We start from the raw sequence: 15778 nt of genomic DNA on the forward strand, positions 1-15778 counted from the left end.
TAGGGGATTATTCGTCGTATCGAAAGGTGCATGATGACAACTCACTGACCCAGGAGGAGAGACTTATGCAGCACGCCACTCAACGCGTCGCCATCGTCACCGGCGCATCGCGCGGCATCGGCGCCGCCATTGCCGAGCGTCTGGCCGCCGACGGTTTTACCGTCATCATCAACTATTCAGGCAACCCGGTGCCGGCCGATGAACTGGTGCGCAAGATAGAACTGGCGGGCGGCCGCGCGCTCGGCGCCAAAGCCGACGTCAGCGATGCGGCTGCGGTTTCCCGATTGTTCGACAGCGCCGAACAGGCGTTTGGCGGTGTCGACGTGCTGGTCAACAACGCCGGGGTGATGGTGCTGGCACCGGTGGCGGACATGCGCGATGAAGACGCGGATCGCCTGATCGACATCAATCTGAAAGGCAGCTTCAACACGATGCGCGAGGCGGCGAAGCGCCTGCGCGACAGCGGCCGCATCATCAACTTCTCCTCCAGCGTGGTGGGGCTGCTGCAGCCGGGGTACGGCATGTATGCCGCCAGCAAGGCGGCGATCGAGGCGCTGACCAGCGTGCTGGCAAAAGAGCTGCGCGGCCGCAATATCACGGTGAACGCCGTTGCGCCGGGGCCGACCGCGACCGGGCTGTTCCTCGACGGTAAAACCCCGGAGCTTATCGAGCGGCTGGCGAAGATGGCGCCGCTGGAGCGCCTGGGCACGCCGGAAGATATCGCCGCGGCGGTGGCCTTCCTCGCGGGGGCCGACGGCGGCTGGATCAACGGCCAAACCCTGCGCGCCAACGGCGGCATCATCTGATTGGCGACGCGCCGCCGCAGGATCGGGTATCCTGTGGCGGCACACATCACATCAAGGGCGATTTATGGCGGGCGACAATCAGCAATTCCAGCACGGCGTGAGATCGCCCTGCGTCAGCCTGTGCCGGATCGACGACGAAACCCAGCAGTGCCGCGGATGCCGGCGCACGCGGGCGGAGATCGCCACTTGGCCGACCGCCAGTGACGCGGAGAAACGCGCTATTTGGCGGCGGCTTGAGCTGCGTCAGTGGGTGAAATAATCCCCAGCATTATTGCGATTGCGCTGCCAGACTCCATGTAGCACTATTGAGCTACATGTGATTGACCGACGTTGGGAGCGATTATGTCGACGACGACCATCCGTATTCCAGATGAGCTTAAAGCCCGAGTCGCCGCCGTCGCCGAGCAGGCTGGCGTGACGTCTCACAGCTTTATTTTGCAGGCCATAGCGGAGAAAACGCAGCAAGAAGAGTTGCGCCGCGACTTTGAGAATGAAGCGGAAAAACGCTATGCCAAGATCATTGCGACGGGAGAGACTGTCTCTTGGAAAGAGATGCGCGGTTATTTGGAAAATTACGCAGCGGGTAACACTGACGCTGTTAAACCTCCGGTTAAAAAATTGGGGCGCTGATGGCAAACGTCGAGTTGGCGCCAGAGGTCAGGGATGATATCGAACGTATTCTCGCTCATTTGGCTCCGCATGGTGCCGCGGATTCAGGGCGGCGCATTCAGGAAATCATCCAGGCGATTGCGGTATTGGAACATAACCCATTGATCGGACGAGCCCTTGGCGCAGGGCTGCGTGAATTGACTATTGGGCAGCAAGCTCGCGGTTATTTGGCGCTCTACAAATATATCCCTGATATCGATACGGCGTTTGTTCTGGCGATCCGTAGTCAGAAAGAACAAGGGTATTGAATGCACGATACCGGCCTGAAAGACCGGTATCGTTGTCATGCCGTCAGAAATCCCAGTCCTCATCCTCGGTGTTGACCGCCTTGCCGATGACGTAAGACGAACCGGAGCCGGAGAAGAAGTCGTGGTTTTCATCGGCGTTCGGCGACAATGCCGATAAGATCGCCGGGTTGACCTCCGCCATCGCCGGTGGGAACAGCGCTTCATACCCCAAATTCATCAGCGCCTTGTTGGCGTTGTAGTGCAGGAAGGTCTTCACGTCTTCCGTCCACCCGACGCCGTCGTACAGCTCCTCGGTGTAACGCACCTCGTTGTCGTACAAATCCTGCATCAGGTCGAAGGCAAAGTTTTTCACCTGCCGGCGCCGCGCGGCGTCCACTTTCTCCAGCCCTTTCTGGAACTTATAGCCGATGTAGTAACCGTGCACCGCCTCGTCGCGAATGATCAGGCGGATCAGATCGGCGGTGTTGGTCAGCTTGGCGCGGCTCGACCAGTACATCGGCAGATAAAAGCCCGAATAGAACAGGAACGACTCGAGGAACACGCTGGCGACCTTTTTCAGCAGCGGATCGTCGCTGCGGTAGTGGGCCAGAATGATGCCGGCCTTTTTCTGCAGCGCGCGGTTTTCCTCGCTCCAGCGGTAGGCGTCGTCCACGTCCGGCGTTTGGCACAGGGTGGAGAAGATTGAGCTGTACGAGCGGGCGTGTACCGCCTCCATAAAGCTGATGTTGGAGTACACCGCCTCTTCGTGCGGCGTCAGCGCATCGGCGATCAGGGCCGGCGCGCCGACGGTGTTCTGGATGGTGTCCAGCAGCGTCAGCCCGGTAAACACCCGAATGGTCAGCTGCTGCTCCTTCGGCGTCAGCGTGGCCCAGGAGGGGATATCGTTGGACAGCGGCACCTTCTCCGGCAGCCAGAAGTTGGAGGTCAGGCGGTTCCATACCTCCAGATCCTTGTCGTCTTCGATGATGTTCCAGTTGATGGCGCGTACCAGCGGCGCCGATGTTAGGGTCGTCATAAGTTGCCTCACAGCGAGCAGGACACGCAGCCCTGCACCTCGGTGCCTTCCAGCGCCATCTGGCGCAGGCGGATGTAGTAAATGGTCTTGATGCCTTTGCGCCAGGCGTAGATCTGCGCGCGGTTGATATCGCGGGTGGTGGCCGTATCGCGGAAGAACAGCGTCAGCGACAGCCCCTGATCGACGTGCTGCGTGGCGGCGGCGTAGGTATCGATGATCTTTTCCGGGCCAATCTCGTAGGCATCCTGGTAATACGCCAGGTTGTCGTTGGTCATGTAGGGCGCCGGGTAGTAAACGCGGCCGATCTTGCCTTCCTTGCGGATCTCGATGCGCGAAACGATCGGGTGGATGCTGGAGGTGGCGTTGTTGATGTACGAGATGGAACCGGTCGGCGGCACCGCCTGCAGGTTCTGATTGTACAGCCCGTGCAGCATCACCGACTGGCGCAGCGCGCGCCAGTCGTCGCGGCCAGGAATGGCGATGCCGGCGGCGGCGAACAGCTCGCGCACCCGCTCGGTCTGCGGCAGCCAGTCGCGTTCGGTGTACTTGTCGAAGTACTCGCCACTGGCATAGCGGGAGTGTTCAAAACCGTCGAAGGCGCCGCCGCGCTCGATCGCCAGCCGGTTCGAGGCGCGAATGGCGTGATAGGCCACGGTATAGAAATAGAGGTTGGTGAAGTCGATGCCTTCTTCCGAGCCGTAGAAAATGCGCTCGCGCGCCAGGTAACCGTGCAGGTTCATCTGGCCCAGGCCGATGGCGCGGGCGCTGCGGTTGCCCTCGGCGATCGACGGCACCGAGCGGATATCGCTCATGTCGGCCACCGCGGTCAGCGCGCGGATCGCGATCTCGATCGCCTTGCCGAAGTCCGGCGCGTCCATGGTTTTGGCGATGTTCAGCGAGCCGAGGTTGCAGGAGATGTCCTTGCCGATGCGATCGTAGCTCAGATCCTCGTGATACGTGCTGGCGCGGTTGACCTGCAGGATCTCCGAACACAGGTTGCTCATGTTGATGCGCCCGGCGATCGGATTTTCCCGGTTGACGGTGTCCTCGAACATCACGTACGGGTAGCCGGATTCGAACTGGATCTCCGCCAGCACCTGGAAGAACTCGCGCGCGTTGATGCGCGACTTGCGGATGCGCTTGTCGTCCACCATCTCGCGGTACTTCTCGCTGACGGCAATCTCCGAAAACGGCACGCCATACACCCGTTCGACGTCGTAGGGCGAAAACAGGTACATCTCTTCGTTGTTCTTCGCCAGCTCGAAGGTGATATCCGGGATCACCACCCCCAGCGACAGCGTTTTGATACGGATCTTCTCGTCGGCGTTTTCCCGTTTGGTGTCGAGGAAACGCAGAATGTCCGGGTGGTGGGCGTTGAGATACACCGCGCCGGCCCCCTGGCGCGCGCCGAGCTGGTTGGCGTAGGAGAAGGCGTCTTCGAGCATTTTCATGATCGGAATGACGCCCGAGGACTGGTTCTCGATGCGCTTGATTGGCGCGCCCACCTCGCGAATATTGCTCAGTAGGAAGGCCACGCCGCCGCCGCGTTTCGACAGCTGCAGCGCGGAGTTCACCGCCCGCCCGATCGATTCCATATTGTCTTCGATACGCAGCAGGAAGCAGGAGACCAGCTCGCCGCGCTGGCGTTTGCCGCAGTTGAGGAAGGTTGGGGTGGCCGGCTGGAAGCGGCCGGAAATCATCTCCTCCACCAGATCCTGCGCCAGCCCGGTGTCGCCCGCCGCAAGCCGCAGCGCCACCATGCATACCCGATCTTCGTAGCGCTCCAGATAGCGTTTGCCGTCGAAGGTTTTCAGCGTATAGCTGGTGTAGTACTTGAAGGCGCCGAGGAAGGTCTCGAAGCGGAATTTTTTGGCGTAGGCCTGCTGGAACAGCTGCTTGATAAACGGGAATTCGTACTGCGCCAGCACCTGCGGCTCGTAGTAGCCTTCCTCCACCAGATAGCGCAGCTTTTCCTCCAGGTTATGGAAGAACACGGTGTTTTGGTTGACGTGCTGCAGGAAGTAGTGCCGCGCCGCCAGCCGATCTTTATCGAACTGGATCCGGCCTTCCGCATCGTAAAGATTGAGCATCGCGTTGAGCGAATGGTAATCCAGCGCGCCCGTCTCGGGCCTGGTCAGTTCTGTCGTTGCCAAAATGCGGTTACTCCCTGTCGAACGTTTTCAACGTCTTGCGCGGTGCCGAGCAGCTCGAAGCGGTACAAAAAAGGCACCTGGCATTTTTTGGCGATGATGTCGCCGGCGATGCCGTATGCTGCGCCGAAGTTGGTGTTCCCGGCGGCGATGACGCCGCGCAGGTATGAACGGTTTTGCGGAACGTTGAGAAAGCGGATGACCTGGATCGGCACCGCGCCGACGGCGCTGCCGCCGCCATAGCTGGGCACGATCAAGATATAGGGTTGTTCCATCAGCAATTTGCTGCGGGCTCCGGCGATCGGAATGCGGATCGCCGGCAGGCCCAGTTTCTCAACGAACCGATGGGTGTTCTCCGAGCTGCTGGAGAAATAGACCAGCGGATTCATCGGCGGGCCTCAGCAGGTGAGCGCCAGCGCGCCGATCTTGTCCGGCCGGAACCCGGACCAGTGATCGTCACCGGCGATAATCACCGGAACTTGCTGATAACCTAAGGATTTAACGTGGTTCAGCGCCTGCTGATCCTGGGTGAGATCGATCACCTGATAATCAATCCCCTGTTTATCAAATGCACGATAGGTGGCGTTGCACTGGACACAGTCCGGCTTGCTGTAAATAATAATGCTCATGATTCGCATTTACCTTTAGGCTGAAGGAAAGGCGGACAAGTCAGATAACGGAGCATCGTTCCTGGCGTTTCTGACGGCGTTATCAACCGAACGACATTCCCTGCGGCTGACTCATAAAATACTATATATTGATGTTTGTTTTATCAACCACGCTATATATGGTGTTTTGTGAGGTTTTGCGTGCAGGCCGCGTCGGGGCTGGAAAAGGCGAGGGAAAAAATTTTTGCGGGTGAGAAATTCCCCCTCTCAGTGAAGAGGGGGAATCGAGCGCATTACTGACGCATGCTGACGGCCAGACGATTGAAGGCGTTCATGATGCTGATGGCGAAGGTCAGATCGGCGATCTCGGTATCGCTGAAGTGCGCTTTCAGCGCCTCGAAAGCGCTGTCCGGTGCGCCGGTGGCGGCGATCAGCGTCACCGACTCGGCCCATTCCAGCGCGGCGCGTTCGCGCTCGCTGAACTCATGGCTGACGCGCCAGCCCGCCAGCGTATCCAGCTTGGCGTGGCTGAAGCCGCTTTCGCGCAGCGCTTTGCCGTGCATATCCAGGCAGTAGGCGCAGCCGTTGATCTGCGAAACGCGCATAAACATCAACTCGATGGTCGCTTTGTCCAGGGCGCCTTTCTCCAGCGCCATCAGCGCGCTTACCATATTTTTGTACGGGGCGGGCGCCAGCTCGGCATAGTTCAAACGTTGCTTAATCATGGTCAACCTCAATCGGTAGTAACGAAATCATGGCGCTACTTTAGCGGCCTTATGGTCTATGCTATAGGGCCATAAAATGATTATTTAACCGGGCCATGATGCCATCTTTCCTGACCTCACTGCGGCTGGACAACCGGCTTGCGGAACCGCTGTACCGGCAGATTTACCTGCGGATTAAAGACGCCATCGCCCAGGGCAGCCTGGCGGCGGGCAGCCGGTTACCTTCGGTGCGCGGGTTGGCGAGCGATCTGGGCGTGGCGCGCGCCACGGTGGAAAGCGCCTACGCGCAGCTGATCGCCGAAGGTTTCTTGCAGAGCCGTGGGCAGGCGGGCACCTATGTCTCGCCGCAGCTGCCGCACGTGCCGCCGGGTGCGGTATCTGCTGCGCCGCCGTTAGCGGCGATGGCGCCCGATCCGCTGCAGCCGCAGGGCATGCTGCAGCCCTTCCAGCTGGGCGTGCCGGCGCTGGACGCGTTTCCAAGGGCGCTGTGGCAGCGCATTGTCGCCCGCCAGCTGCGCGGTTCCACGGTGGCTTCCCTGGCGCTGCCGCCGGCCGGCGGCCTGCCAGAGCTGCGTGAGGCGATCGCCCATTATCTGCATTTGTCGCGCGGTATCAGCTGCAGGCCGGAGCAGGTTTTCCTCTGCGCTGGCTATCCGGCGCTGTTGGACTGGGTGGTGGAGACGCTGTTGCACGCCGGCGACGCGGTATGGATCGAAGATCCCGGCTATCCGGTTACGCGCCCGCTGCTGCGGGCCGCCGGTGTCAGGCCGGTCGCCGTGCCGGTGGATGAACAAGGCATGGACGTGGCCGCCGGTATGCTGACGGCGCCTGAGGCGCGGCTGGCGGTGGTGACGCCGACCCATCAAAGCCCGCTCGGCGTCACGCTCAGCCTGGCGCGACGCATGGCGCTGCTCGACTGGGCGCAGCAGCGCGAAGCCTGGATCCTGGAAGATGACTACGACAGCGAGTTTCGCTATCACGGGCGGCCATTGCCGCCGCTGAAAAGCCTCGATGTTCAGGGGAGGGTGTTGTACGCCGGCACCTTCAGCAAAACGCTGTTCCCGGCGCTGCGCATGGCTTACCTGGTGGTGCCCGCCGGCCTGACGGAGGCCTTTGCACGCAGCAGCCGGCTACGTGGCTGCGGCTGTCCGCCGCTGCTGCAGGTCGGCGTGGCGGATTTTATCCGGCAAGGACATTTCTACCGCCACCTGAAACGCATGCGGCCGCTGTACCGCCAGCGGCGCGAGTGGCTGACGCAGGCGCTGGAACGGCAACTGGGGACGTGGCTGACAGCGGTGCCGCAACAGGGCGGCATTCAACTGTTGGCCCGGCTGCGTGACGGGGTGGCGGATACGCCGTTGGCGGCGCAAGCCTGGCAACAGGGGTTGGCGGCGCAGGCGTTGTCGGACTGGCGAATCGACCATCCGGCGGGGCAGGGGTTACTGCTGGGGTTCGCCAATTTCACTCGGCAAGAGGAGACGGAGCGGGCGGTGCAGGGGCTGGCGCAGCTGTTCAAACGTCTAAATTAAACGGCCCGCGATTTCCGCGGGCCAGACGCACATCTGTTTTATCTTTATGACTGCAGGGGTGTTAACGCCGGGCCAGCAGCACGCCGAGCACGATGCCGACGGCGGCACCGATCCCTACGCCCTGCCAAGGTTTGTCACGCACATAGCTGTCGGCTTGATCGACCGCGTCGCGCGCATGCTGTGTCAGACTGGTAGAGCCATTGAACCGCGCCCGGGCGTCGCGCAGTACGCCTTTCGCCTTACTGTGCAGCTCTTTCAGTTCCTCTTTGGTCTTGTCACCGGACTCACGCAACACTTCATCCAGCGTATCGGCCAACAGAGTGACGTCCTGATCGATATCGCGTTCTGTTCTTTCCGCTTTCTTAAACATTCAGCTCTCCATTTCGACACATGTCTTTTAAGTGTAGACCATGCCGAGATTTGTGTGGTCGATCACGCAAAAAAACGATGATTTCACCGGCGTTAGCAGCCGGCGGCGATAAAATCGCCGTTGGCGCTGACCGGGATCACCGAATTGAACAACACCAGCGCGAACAGGATCACGCCGCCGAGCAGCACGGCGATGCGCGGCGCCAGCGCCAGCCGCCGGCGCGCAGGATCACCATCAGGCCGAAGGCGGCGATGAAGACCGCGCTGCCTTTTTCCACCCAGTAACGGCTGAGGCTGAGATCGCCCATCGACAGGTTGAGCGCCACCGCCAGCACCACCACGAACACAATGGCGACCACGCCTTGCATCAGGCTGCCCAGCAGGGTGATCGCCCGGCTGGCGTTCAGCCGTTCGCGGTGGGTGGCCAGATAAGTGGTGATGACGAACTTGCCGTGGCCGGGGCCGATGGAGTGCAGGAAGCCGTAAGCGAAACTGGCCAGCGTCAGCATCAGCCCGCCGCTGTATTGCTGGTTGCGCTGCTGCAGCAGATAGAGCACCAGATAGCGGTGCATGTAAATCTGGAAGGTAATGCAATACTGCACGAAGTCCGCCCAGTGACGCACGAACAGATAGAGCAGCGCCAGCAACAGACCGGCGAGTGCCAGACCGGTGAGGCGGCCTGGCATGTACTTCAGCGAGGCAGTTTTCATCGCGTGAGTGAACCCTGTGCCGAGGGGGGGATTCCTTCAGCATATATCTGCCGATTCGGTTCACAAGCGCCGTTCACAAACGTTGTACATTTGGTTACTCGGCGAAACCAATCACTCACGGAAACGGCCGTTTGATTCCACTAGTATCTGTTTCAACGGCTCCACCGGAGCTTACCGAAACAACACTCTGAGGATTTAAAGATGAAAAAAGTATTAGCGCTGATCGTTGCTGCCACTATGGGTCTGTCTTCTGTTGCTTTCGCTGCTGATACTGCAGCTACTGCTCCGGCTACCACCACCGCGCCAGCTGCGACCACCACTACCGCTGCGCCAGCGGCTGCTGCTGAAAAAGCGCCAGCTAAAGCAACGCACCACAAGAAAGCTAAGCACCACAAAAAAGCGCCAGCCCAGAAAGCTCAGGCCGCTAAAAAGCACCACAAAAAAGCGCCAGCTCAGAAAGCCCAGGCTGCTAAAAAACACCACAAAAAAGCGCCAGTGCAGAAAGCTCAGGCCGCTAAAAAACACCACAAAAAAGCCGGTAAAAAAGCTTAATTAAGTGATGTTTGCGGAACCGAAAGGTTCCGCACTCTCCAGCCCGTACTCCAGACACCCGGTTCTTCCGGGTGTCTTCTTTTGAGGCGACGAACGATGATCAATCGCTATCTGTTTGAAGTCATTTTCAGTGCGGTAACCCTGTGCGGGGTGATCGTCGGTTGGGAACTGTTTTTGGCCGGCAGCTTTCTGTAATTATTGCGCTGCGGCGGTTTCGTGCAAATGCCGCCAGACGAGTACGTTGGGCTGACGTTCAAAGACCACCGTGGAATAGCGCAGCGTGGCGCTTTGCCCCGGCAGGCTCTGTTTTTCCCGGTAGCTGACTACCGCGCCCGTCGGCCATTCGGCCACCAGCTTCATCTCTTCTATCTCGATTTCCAATCCCGGTTTGGCGGCGCGATGCGCGCGGAAAAAGGCGCACAGCGCGGCAAAATCCAGCGGAGCGCCGTTCAGCGCGATCATGCTGAAATCCGGCGTAAAGCGCGCCAGCAGCGCTTGTTCCTCGCCAGCCCCTTTGCCCAGCCAGCGTTCAATGGCGATGTGGGCGTCGATCACTTCGGTAAAGTACGGGTTCATAAAGCATCCTGTTGAGCGTTGAGTTGGCGCACGATGGCGCGGTTGGCGAGGCGCAGGCACAGCAGCAGCGGGATAAATACGCTGGCGCCCGCCAGAATGAAGCAGGTGCGGTAGGCCGCCGCGGGCGGCAGCCCGGTCAGCAGCAGATTCAGCAGCAGGCTGAGCAGCGCCACGCCGAGGCAAAAACTGATCTGGCGGTTGATGTTCCACAGCGCGCTGGCGTCCGCCAGCTGAGCGTCGGGGATCTGCAGGAACGCGCTGCTCTGTGCGGTGCTGCTGCACAGGCTGCCGCCAAATCCCATCAGTGCGAAGGCGGCGATCTGCAATGCGTGCTGCCCGGCCTGATCGATCTGCGCCAGCGTCAGCATGCCGGCGCCTTGCAACAGGCAGCCGGCGATCAGCAGCGGCCGCGGGCCGAGGCGATTAAAGGTTTTGCCGGTCAGCGTGATGGCCAGGAACGACGCCAGCGCCCAGGGCAGCATCAGGCCGCCGACCTGGGCGGCGGCCATCCCCAGCTGGTTTTGCAGATACAGCATCGCCACCAGGCTGACGCCGATGAACAGGCCGGGAATGCACAAGTAAACCGCCATGGCGTTGCGCAGCAGCGGATCGCCGACCAGCCGCAGGTTCAGCAGCGGCTGCGGGGTGCACAGGCTATGGCGCAGATAGTACGCCAGCACCAGCAGGCCGGCGGCCAGCAGCGCCGCGCCGGAAGCCTGATGACCGGCCTCGCTCAGCCGGGTCAGGCCGAGCAGCAGCAGCGTCAACCCTGCGCAGGCGCTCAGCAGTCCTTTGCCGTCGAGCGGTTTACGCATCGCCGTCGACGTTTCCGCGCGCAGCCACAGGGCCGCCAGCGCCAGGGCCACGGCCGCAAGCGGCAGGTTGGCGAAAAAGACCCAGCGCCAGTCCAGCCGATCGACGAGCCAGCCACCCAGCGCCGGTGACAGCGCCGGCGCCAGCAGCCCCACCAGCATGATGGCCGCCGACAGCCCGGCGCGTTCATGGCTGCGGTACAGCTGGTAGGTCAGCGTTTGGCCGATGGGGATCAGCAAGCCGCCGCCCATGCCCTGCAGGGTGCGCCAGCCGATCAGCGCGCCGATGCTGTCGGCGTTGCCCGCGCCGAGGGTCGCCAGCATGAACAGCGCCAGCGACAGCAGGAACACCCGCCGCCCGCCGATGCGCTGCGCTAGCCAGGCGCTGAGGGGGATCACCAGCGTCAGGCCGAGAATATAGCCGTTGCTAACCCACGCCAGTTGGCTGACCGACGCCCGCATCGCCTGGCCGATGGCGGGGTAGGCGACGTTGGCGATAAACATATTGATCAGATCGACGAAAAAGCCGAGCAGATAGACGATTGCCACTTTGCTGCGATAAGACATGGTGCCTCCGGTTGAAGGCGAGCAGTGTATCGGGGGGAAAAGTGCGGATAAATCGGCGGCGGGCGATTACACTGTCAAAATTATTTTGACAATAAGGGCGGCGAAATGCTGAATTTGCAGCGCCTGGCGATCTTCGCGGCGGTGGTGGAAGCGGGCAGCTTTACCGCGGCGGCGGCGGCGCTGGGGCAAACCAAGGCGGTGGTGAGTTTTAACGTCAAACAGCTGGAGAATGAGCTGGGGGTGTCACTGCTGGCGCGCAGCACCCGGCGGCTGTCGCTGACCGACGCCGGCGAACGCTTTTACCAGCGCAGCCTGCAGCTGCTGCAGGAGGCGGAAAACGTGCTGGACGACGTGCGCCGCGATCATCACGGGCTGAGCGGCGTGCTGCGCATCACCAGCACGCCGGAGTACGGCGCGCAGGTGGTGGTGCCGGCGCTGGCGGCTTTTTCGCGGCAGCATCCGCGGCTGCGCATCCAGCATGTCTCTTCTTCTTATCATGCCGATCTGATCTCGGAGCGCTTTGACGTGGCGATCCGCCTGGGCCAGCTGGCGGATTCCAGCCACCGCGCGGCGTTGATCGACAGCTTCGCCATTTTTCCGGTGGCGGCGCCGGGTTATCTGGCCGACCGGCCGATTCATTCGCTGACGGATCTGGCGCAGGCGCAGTGGATCGCCCACAGCCGGCTCAGTTCACCGCTCAGCTGGCTGGTGGCCACGCCGCAGCGCGAAGCGGTGCTGTTCAAGGTCGCGGATGCTGCCACGCTCACCGGTGACAGCGCCGCGGCATTGCTGGCGTTCGCCCTGCATGGCACCGGGGTGGCGCTGCTGCCGGCGTGGCTGGCACAGCCCGAAATCGACGCCGGCCGGCTGCAGCGGTTGCTGCCGGATCACCGTTTCCCCGAGCAGAGCATCTATGCGCTCTACCCGAACACCCGCCATGTGCCGGAAAAGGTGCGGGCGTTTATCGATTTTCTGCGCGCGCGGGTAGCCAGGGGCGAATGAACGGCAATATTGCCGCCACCGTTTGCTGATGTACCCATGCACGTTGGGCAGGCGTGGTTGCGCATAGTACCTCTGCTTCCTGTTCTTCAGAGGCCAAAATTTTGCGGCCGTTGGGTTGGCAAATGGGTAAGAAATCGAAATGATTGCCGCGGGTTAATCGCTGTGCGCGGATAGGCTGTTCAGCGCCGTTAGCTGCCAGCGACGCCCCACCCAAACGCGAGCCTTTCTCGCTTGGCAGATAGTTTTGCGGTTCGATAATCAACAAGGGTGCGTTTAGGTGATGCAAACTCTCCGGCCGCAGATAGGGCACCATGCCGGGATCGAGGGCGACGGCAAAGCGGATGCGCGGGTCGGTATAATCGGCATCGAACCGATCGGCGGTGACCTGCGTCAGGTCAACCCTGGCCTGGGTATAGAACCGGCAATTGGGTGACTGCGGCCGTTGCCGACAACCGGCGATGAAATCTGCCAGTCTGACTCTGCCGCCGATGGCCGCGATGGCGCTGTAACCGCCCTTGGAGTGGCCGACAACGCCGATGACGTGAGGGTTGACGAGAGCAGCCCAGCGAGGGGAGGCGCCGATCGCGTCAATCAGCGCGGAGATATCTTCGGTTTGCCGCCAAAGATTGATGGACTGCGCCGGGACTGAGTCGCCGGTGGTACTGCCGGGTGAGTTGGCGGCAATCACCACCACGCCCTGGCTAACCAGCGCTGCCGCCAGCCAGGCCTGGCTGGTATTGTTCCCTCCGCTGCCGTGACTGAACACCACCAAGGGAAAGGTGCCCTTGGCCGGTGGTGCGTCAATTTGGCCGGCAATACCGGTGAATACCGGATTGGCACCGACGTTTTGTCGTGGGCCTTCGGCCTCGGTGGGATAATAAATACGGCTGGCGAGCGTGCGCGAATCCCGGGAAAACGCTTCATCATGAATGGCGATCTGATAAGGCGATGCGCTGGCCGTCGTGCACAACAGCAGCCACAGAGACAGTAACTTTTTCATCTTCACATCCTCATTACGACAAAAGCGCAAAGGTGACATCGGCTGTGCCTCTCCGCGACCTCGATCGCGATTAAGGTCGTTAAATTATTGTTTTAACAGACTTCACGCCATACACTTTTCCGCTTCGTCTCTTTGGATAAGGCGTAATGAATGCCGCTCATTCCCGTTACCTTTTTGTTCAGCCTGCTGTGCTGCGGGCTGTTGCTTCGCCTTGGCCGGCCCAGCGCCCGGCGTTGGGTTTTCCAGCTGTTACTGCTGCTGTGCGCATGGCAAAGCCTGCTGGTGGGGTTGCGTTACGGTTACGACTTAACGCAGTTCAATCGGTTGCAGCCAATTGGCGCCGTCATGATCCCGGTGCTGGTCTGGCTGGCCTTCCGGGTGAGCACGCAGGGGCGATTGCGGCTTGCCGATGTCTGGCATTTTGCGCCCTTATGCCTGACGCTGTTGGCCAGCTGGTATGCGCCAGTTTGGTTGGATGCGTTGATTATTGCCGCCGATGCGGGTTACGGTGTGGCCTTGTGGTGTGCACTGCGCGGCGGTGAGAATAGTTTGAAGCAGGTGGCGTTGGCGGAAAGCTGGCTCTGCTGCCGTCTGTGGCGTGGGTTAGCCATTTTATTGTTCACCGTCGCGATAGCGGAGCTGATCATTACCCTCGATTTTGCCTGGTTTGGCGGGCGACATGCCGGCCTGTTGGTGACGGTCGACACTCTGCTGCTTACGTTGGGCGTGTACCAGGTCTTGTCCCGCACCCGGCCGGCGGAGCAACCGGTCGAGGAAACGCCGGAGCCTGTTAAAGTCGTCGCAGTGAATGATGACCAGATCCACCACTGGTTTGTTCAGGTGCAACAGCGATTGCTGAAAGACGATCTTTATTTGCAACCGGAGCTGAATTTGGCGCTGTTGGCGCGCAAAAGTGGATTGCCGGCGCGCCGGGTGTCGCAGGCCATCAATCAGCATGCCGGGATGAATGTCTCGCAATACGTGAACCAATTGCGCATCGGTGAGGCGGCGCGAAGGCTGCTTGTCGGCGACCGCCCGATAACCGAAATCATGCATGAGTCGGGATTTACCACCAAGTCGAATTTTAACCGCGAATTCTTGCGCGTATATGGTGCCAATCCCAGCGAATGGCGCAGGCAGCAAAGACTTAGTTAAATAATAATTCGTTATAACTCTCTCATTTATCATCAGATCCCATCGGGGTATGCTGGCAATCTCTGTCTACCCCGTCCGATGCGAGCCACCTTCGATGACCGCAGAAAATAACCTCCAGCTGAACCGACGCATTCTGTCCGTGGTGATGTTCACCTTCGTCTGCTACCTGACCATCGGCCTGCCGCTGGCGGTGCTGCCGGGATTTGTGCATGACCATCTGGGTTACAACTCGGTGCTGGCGGGCCTTATCATCAGCGCGCAGTACTTCGCCACGCTGTTCAGCCGCCCACACGCCGGGCGCTATGCCGATCAGCTGGGGCCGAAGAAGGTGGTGCTGTTCGGCCTGGCGTGCTGCGGTGCCAGCGGCCTGTTTTACGCGCTGGCGTTCGGCGTTGACGATTACCCGTGGCTCAGCCTGCTGTTGCTGTGCGTGGGGAGGGTGTTTCTCGGCGTCGGCGAAAGCTTCGCCAGCACCGGTTCCACGCTGTGGGGTATCGGCCGGGTCGGAGCGATGCACACCGCGCGGGTGATTTCCTGGAACGGCGTTGCCACTTACGGGGCGATGGCGGCCGGGGCGCCGCTCGGCGTGTACCTGAATCAGCAGTGGGGGTTGGCCGGGGTGGCGGGGCTGATCGTACTGGCGGTCGCGGTGGCGCTGCTGTTGGCGAGCGGCAAGCCGGACGTTTCGATCGCCGCCGGGCAGCGCATCGCCTTTCGCGCGGTGTTCGGTCGCATTTGGGCCTATGGTCTCGGGCTGGCGATGGGCACCGTCGGCTTCGGCGTGATCGCCACGTTCATCACGCTTTACTATGCCGACAAAGGTTGGAGCGGCGCGGCGTTTTCGCTGACGCTGTTCAGCTGCGCCTTCGTCGGCATCCGCCTGATCTTCAGCAATGTCATCAACCGCCACGGCGGTCTGAAGGTGACGCTGGCGTCGTTTCTGGTCGAGATCGTCGGGCTGCTGTTGATCTGGCAGGCCGGTGAGCCCTGGATGGTGCAAACCGGCGCGTTGCTGGCCGGCGCCGGTTTCTCGCTGGTGTTCCCGGCGCTGGGCGTCGAGGCGGTGAAACAGGTGCCGCCGCAGAATCAGGGCACGGCGCTCGGCACCTATTCGGCGTTCCTCGACCTGGCGCTGGGCATCACCGGCCCGCTGGCCGGGCTGCTGATTGGGCAAGCGGGCGTGCGGTCGATCTATCTGGCGGCGGCGCTGCTGGTGGCGCTCGGGGTGTTGCTCACTCTGCGCCTGCTGCAGCGCAGCCGGCGCTGATTCAGGAATAGTCCGAAA

General features: G+C 61.1%; 19 protein-coding genes. 9 read left to right on the forward strand and 10 right to left on the reverse strand.

Annotated elements, in window-relative coordinates:
* The first annotated feature begins 65 nt into the window (after window positions 1–65).
* The 4 genes from GF111_RS18310 (at window position 66) to GF111_RS18325 (ending at window position 1723) form a co-directional block, all read left to right on the forward strand.
* On the forward strand, window positions 66–806 hold the full coding sequence (locus tag GF111_RS18310; protein ID WP_038872817.1) for an SDR family oxidoreductase: 741 nt from the start codon (window positions 66–68) through the stop codon (window positions 804–806).
* A gap of 64 nt (window positions 807–870) precedes the next feature.
* Window positions 871–1065, forward strand: coding sequence for a DUF1289 domain-containing protein (locus GF111_RS18315; RefSeq protein ID WP_080491363.1), 195 nt, complete (start codon window positions 871–873; stop codon window positions 1063–1065).
* Window positions 1066–1148: 83 nt separating this feature from the next.
* Window positions 1149–1436 carry a CopG family ribbon-helix-helix protein gene (locus GF111_RS18320; protein ID WP_038872812.1) on the forward strand — a complete coding sequence of 96 codons (288 nt, stop codon included), beginning with the start codon at window positions 1149–1151 and terminating at the stop codon, window positions 1434–1436.
* A complete protein-coding gene (locus tag GF111_RS18325; protein ID WP_080491362.1) occupies window positions 1436–1723 on the forward strand; it encodes a type II toxin-antitoxin system RelE/ParE family toxin in 288 nt (95 codons plus the stop codon). Before GF111_RS18320 ends, GF111_RS18325 begins: the two co-directional genes overlap by 1 nt.
* Window positions 1724–1766: 43 nt before the next feature.
* Here the strand turns inward: GF111_RS18325 and nrdF are convergent, their stop codons facing one another.
* The 5 genes from nrdF to GF111_RS18350 all read right to left on the reverse strand — a co-directional run bounded on the left by nrdF (window position 1767) and on the right by GF111_RS18350 (window position 6221).
* Window positions 1767–2738 (reverse strand): class 1b ribonucleoside-diphosphate reductase subunit beta, encoded by a 972-nt coding sequence (gene nrdF, locus GF111_RS18330; RefSeq protein WP_038872807.1) that lies wholly within the window; start codon window positions 2736–2738, stop codon window positions 1767–1769.
* Between the two features lie 8 nt (window positions 2739–2746).
* On the reverse strand, window positions 2747–4891 hold the full coding sequence (nrdE, locus tag GF111_RS18335) for a class 1b ribonucleoside-diphosphate reductase subunit alpha (protein ID WP_071605302.1): 2145 nt from the start codon (window positions 4889–4891) through the stop codon (window positions 2747–2749).
* The gene (nrdI, locus tag GF111_RS18340) at window positions 4873–5277 is read right to left on the reverse strand and encodes a class Ib ribonucleoside-diphosphate reductase assembly flavoprotein NrdI (RefSeq protein ID WP_015378865.1); all 405 of its coding nucleotides are present in this window, start codon (window positions 5275–5277) and stop codon (window positions 4873–4875) included. Before nrdI ends, nrdE begins: the two co-directional genes overlap by 19 nt.
* A gap of 9 nt (window positions 5278–5286) precedes the next feature.
* Window positions 5287–5517 carry a glutaredoxin-like protein NrdH gene (gene nrdH / locus GF111_RS18345; RefSeq protein ID WP_004928934.1) on the reverse strand — a complete coding sequence of 77 codons (231 nt, stop codon included), beginning with the start codon at window positions 5515–5517 and terminating at the stop codon, window positions 5287–5289.
* Window positions 5518–5789: 272 nt separating this feature from the next.
* A complete protein-coding gene (locus tag GF111_RS18350; protein WP_015378864.1) occupies window positions 5790–6221 on the reverse strand; it encodes a carboxymuconolactone decarboxylase family protein in 432 nt (143 codons plus the stop codon).
* A 95-nt stretch (window positions 6222–6316) separates the two neighbouring features.
* On the opposite strand from GF111_RS18350, the gene GF111_RS18355 reads away from it, so the two are divergent.
* Complete coding sequence (locus GF111_RS18355) at window positions 6317–7750, forward strand: PLP-dependent aminotransferase family protein (RefSeq protein ID WP_147190312.1); 1434 nt, start codon at window positions 6317–6319, stop codon at window positions 7748–7750.
* 61 nt (window positions 7751–7811) lie between these two features.
* On the opposite strand, the gene GF111_RS18360 is transcribed toward GF111_RS18355, so the two are convergent.
* Window positions 7812–8120, reverse strand: a complete 309-nt coding sequence (locus GF111_RS18360; RefSeq protein WP_004928950.1) for a YqjD family protein — start codon at window positions 8118–8120, stop codon at window positions 7812–7814.
* A gap of 169 nt (window positions 8121–8289) precedes the next feature.
* Complete coding sequence (locus tag GF111_RS18365; RefSeq protein ID WP_060433883.1) at window positions 8290–8829, reverse strand: nickel/cobalt transporter; 540 nt, start codon at window positions 8827–8829, stop codon at window positions 8290–8292.
* A gap of 201 nt (window positions 8830–9030) precedes the next feature.
* Between GF111_RS18365 and asr the strand changes: the two genes are divergently transcribed.
* Window positions 9031–9381, forward strand: coding sequence for an acid resistance repetitive basic protein Asr (gene asr, locus GF111_RS18370; protein ID WP_004928953.1), 351 nt, complete (start codon window positions 9031–9033; stop codon window positions 9379–9381).
* 195 nt (window positions 9382–9576) lie between these two features.
* On the opposite strand, the gene GF111_RS18375 is transcribed toward asr, so the two are convergent.
* Window positions 9577–9957 carry a DUF4440 domain-containing protein gene (locus GF111_RS18375; protein ID WP_038872797.1) on the reverse strand — a complete coding sequence of 127 codons (381 nt, stop codon included), beginning with the start codon at window positions 9955–9957 and terminating at the stop codon, window positions 9577–9579.
* A complete protein-coding gene (locus GF111_RS18380; RefSeq protein WP_038872794.1) occupies window positions 9954–11336 on the reverse strand; it encodes an MFS transporter in 1383 nt (460 codons plus the stop codon). The genes GF111_RS18375 and GF111_RS18380 overlap by 4 nt, the downstream gene beginning before the upstream one ends.
* Before the next feature lie 105 nt (window positions 11337–11441).
* Between GF111_RS18380 and GF111_RS18385 the strand changes: the two genes are divergently transcribed.
* Complete coding sequence (locus GF111_RS18385; protein ID WP_038872792.1) at window positions 11442–12338, forward strand: LysR family transcriptional regulator; 897 nt, start codon at window positions 11442–11444, stop codon at window positions 12336–12338.
* Here GF111_RS18385 and GF111_RS18390 read toward each other — a convergent pair.
* Window positions 12298–13338, reverse strand: coding sequence for a dienelactone hydrolase (locus GF111_RS18390; protein ID WP_047730012.1), 1041 nt, complete (start codon window positions 13336–13338; stop codon window positions 12298–12300). The genes GF111_RS18385 and GF111_RS18390 overlap by 41 nt on opposite strands.
* A gap of 174 nt (window positions 13339–13512) precedes the next feature.
* Here GF111_RS18390 and GF111_RS18395 point away from each other — a divergent pair, with 174 nt between their 5' ends.
* Window positions 13513–14493: an AraC family transcriptional regulator gene (locus tag GF111_RS18395; protein ID WP_223294854.1), complete on the forward strand. Its 981-nt coding sequence runs from the start codon at window positions 13513–13515 to the stop codon at window positions 14491–14493.
* Window positions 14494–14587: 94 nt separating this feature from the next.
* The gene (locus GF111_RS18400; RefSeq protein ID WP_038872787.1) at window positions 14588–15760 is read left to right on the forward strand and encodes an MFS transporter; all 1173 of its coding nucleotides are present in this window, start codon (window positions 14588–14590) and stop codon (window positions 15758–15760) included.
* The last annotated feature ends 18 nt before the right edge of the window (window positions 15761–15778 follow it).

This window comes from Serratia sp. HRI (assembly GCF_010119335.3).
GTDB classification, from domain to species: Bacteria; Pseudomonadota; Gammaproteobacteria; order Enterobacterales; family Enterobacteriaceae; genus Serratia; species Serratia nevei.

Excerpts from the sequence above, each read along its gene's own strand:
- nrdF (WP_038872807.1), bottom strand. The coding sequence starts at position 2,738 with ATGACGACCCTAACATCGGCGCCGCTGGTACGCGCCATCAACTGGAAC.
- GF111_RS18385 (WP_038872792.1), top strand. The coding sequence starts at position 11,442 with ATGCTGAATTTGCAGCGCCTGGCGATCTTCGCGGCGGTGGTGGAAGCG.
- GF111_RS18360 (WP_004928950.1), bottom strand. The coding sequence starts at position 8,120 with ATGTTTAAGAAAGCGGAAAGAACAGAACGCGATATCGATCAGGACGTC.
- GF111_RS18365 (WP_060433883.1), bottom strand. The coding sequence starts at position 8,829 with ATGAAAACTGCCTCGCTGAAGTACATGCCAGGCCGCCTCACCGGTCTG.
- GF111_RS18325 (WP_080491362.1), top strand. The coding sequence starts at position 1,436 with ATGGCAAACGTCGAGTTGGCGCCAGAGGTCAGGGATGATATCGAACGT.
- GF111_RS18315 (WP_080491363.1), top strand. The coding sequence starts at position 871 with ATGGCGGGCGACAATCAGCAATTCCAGCACGGCGTGAGATCGCCCTGC.
- GF111_RS18355 (WP_147190312.1), top strand. The coding sequence starts at position 6,317 with ATGATGCCATCTTTCCTGACCTCACTGCGGCTGGACAACCGGCTTGCG.
- GF111_RS18390 (WP_047730012.1), bottom strand. The coding sequence starts at position 13,338 with ATGAAAAAGTTACTGTCTCTGTGGCTGCTGTTGTGCACGACGGCCAGC.
- asr (WP_004928953.1), top strand. The coding sequence starts at position 9,031 with ATGAAAAAAGTATTAGCGCTGATCGTTGCTGCCACTATGGGTCTGTCT.
- GF111_RS18320 (WP_038872812.1), top strand. The coding sequence starts at position 1,149 with ATGTCGACGACGACCATCCGTATTCCAGATGAGCTTAAAGCCCGAGTC.
- GF111_RS18350 (WP_015378864.1), bottom strand. The coding sequence starts at position 6,221 with ATGATTAAGCAACGTTTGAACTATGCCGAGCTGGCGCCCGCCCCGTAC.
- nrdI (WP_015378865.1), bottom strand. The coding sequence starts at position 5,277 with ATGAATCCGCTGGTCTATTTCTCCAGCAGCTCGGAGAACACCCATCGG.
- GF111_RS18400 (WP_038872787.1), top strand. The coding sequence starts at position 14,588 with ATGACCGCAGAAAATAACCTCCAGCTGAACCGACGCATTCTGTCCGTG.
- GF111_RS18375 (WP_038872797.1), bottom strand. The coding sequence starts at position 9,957 with ATGAACCCGTACTTTACCGAAGTGATCGACGCCCACATCGCCATTGAA.
- GF111_RS18310 (WP_038872817.1), top strand. The coding sequence starts at position 66 with ATGCAGCACGCCACTCAACGCGTCGCCATCGTCACCGGCGCATCGCGC.
- GF111_RS18380 (WP_038872794.1), bottom strand. The coding sequence starts at position 11,336 with ATGTCTTATCGCAGCAAAGTGGCAATCGTCTATCTGCTCGGCTTTTTC.
- nrdH (WP_004928934.1), bottom strand. The coding sequence starts at position 5,517 with ATGAGCATTATTATTTACAGCAAGCCGGACTGTGTCCAGTGCAACGCC.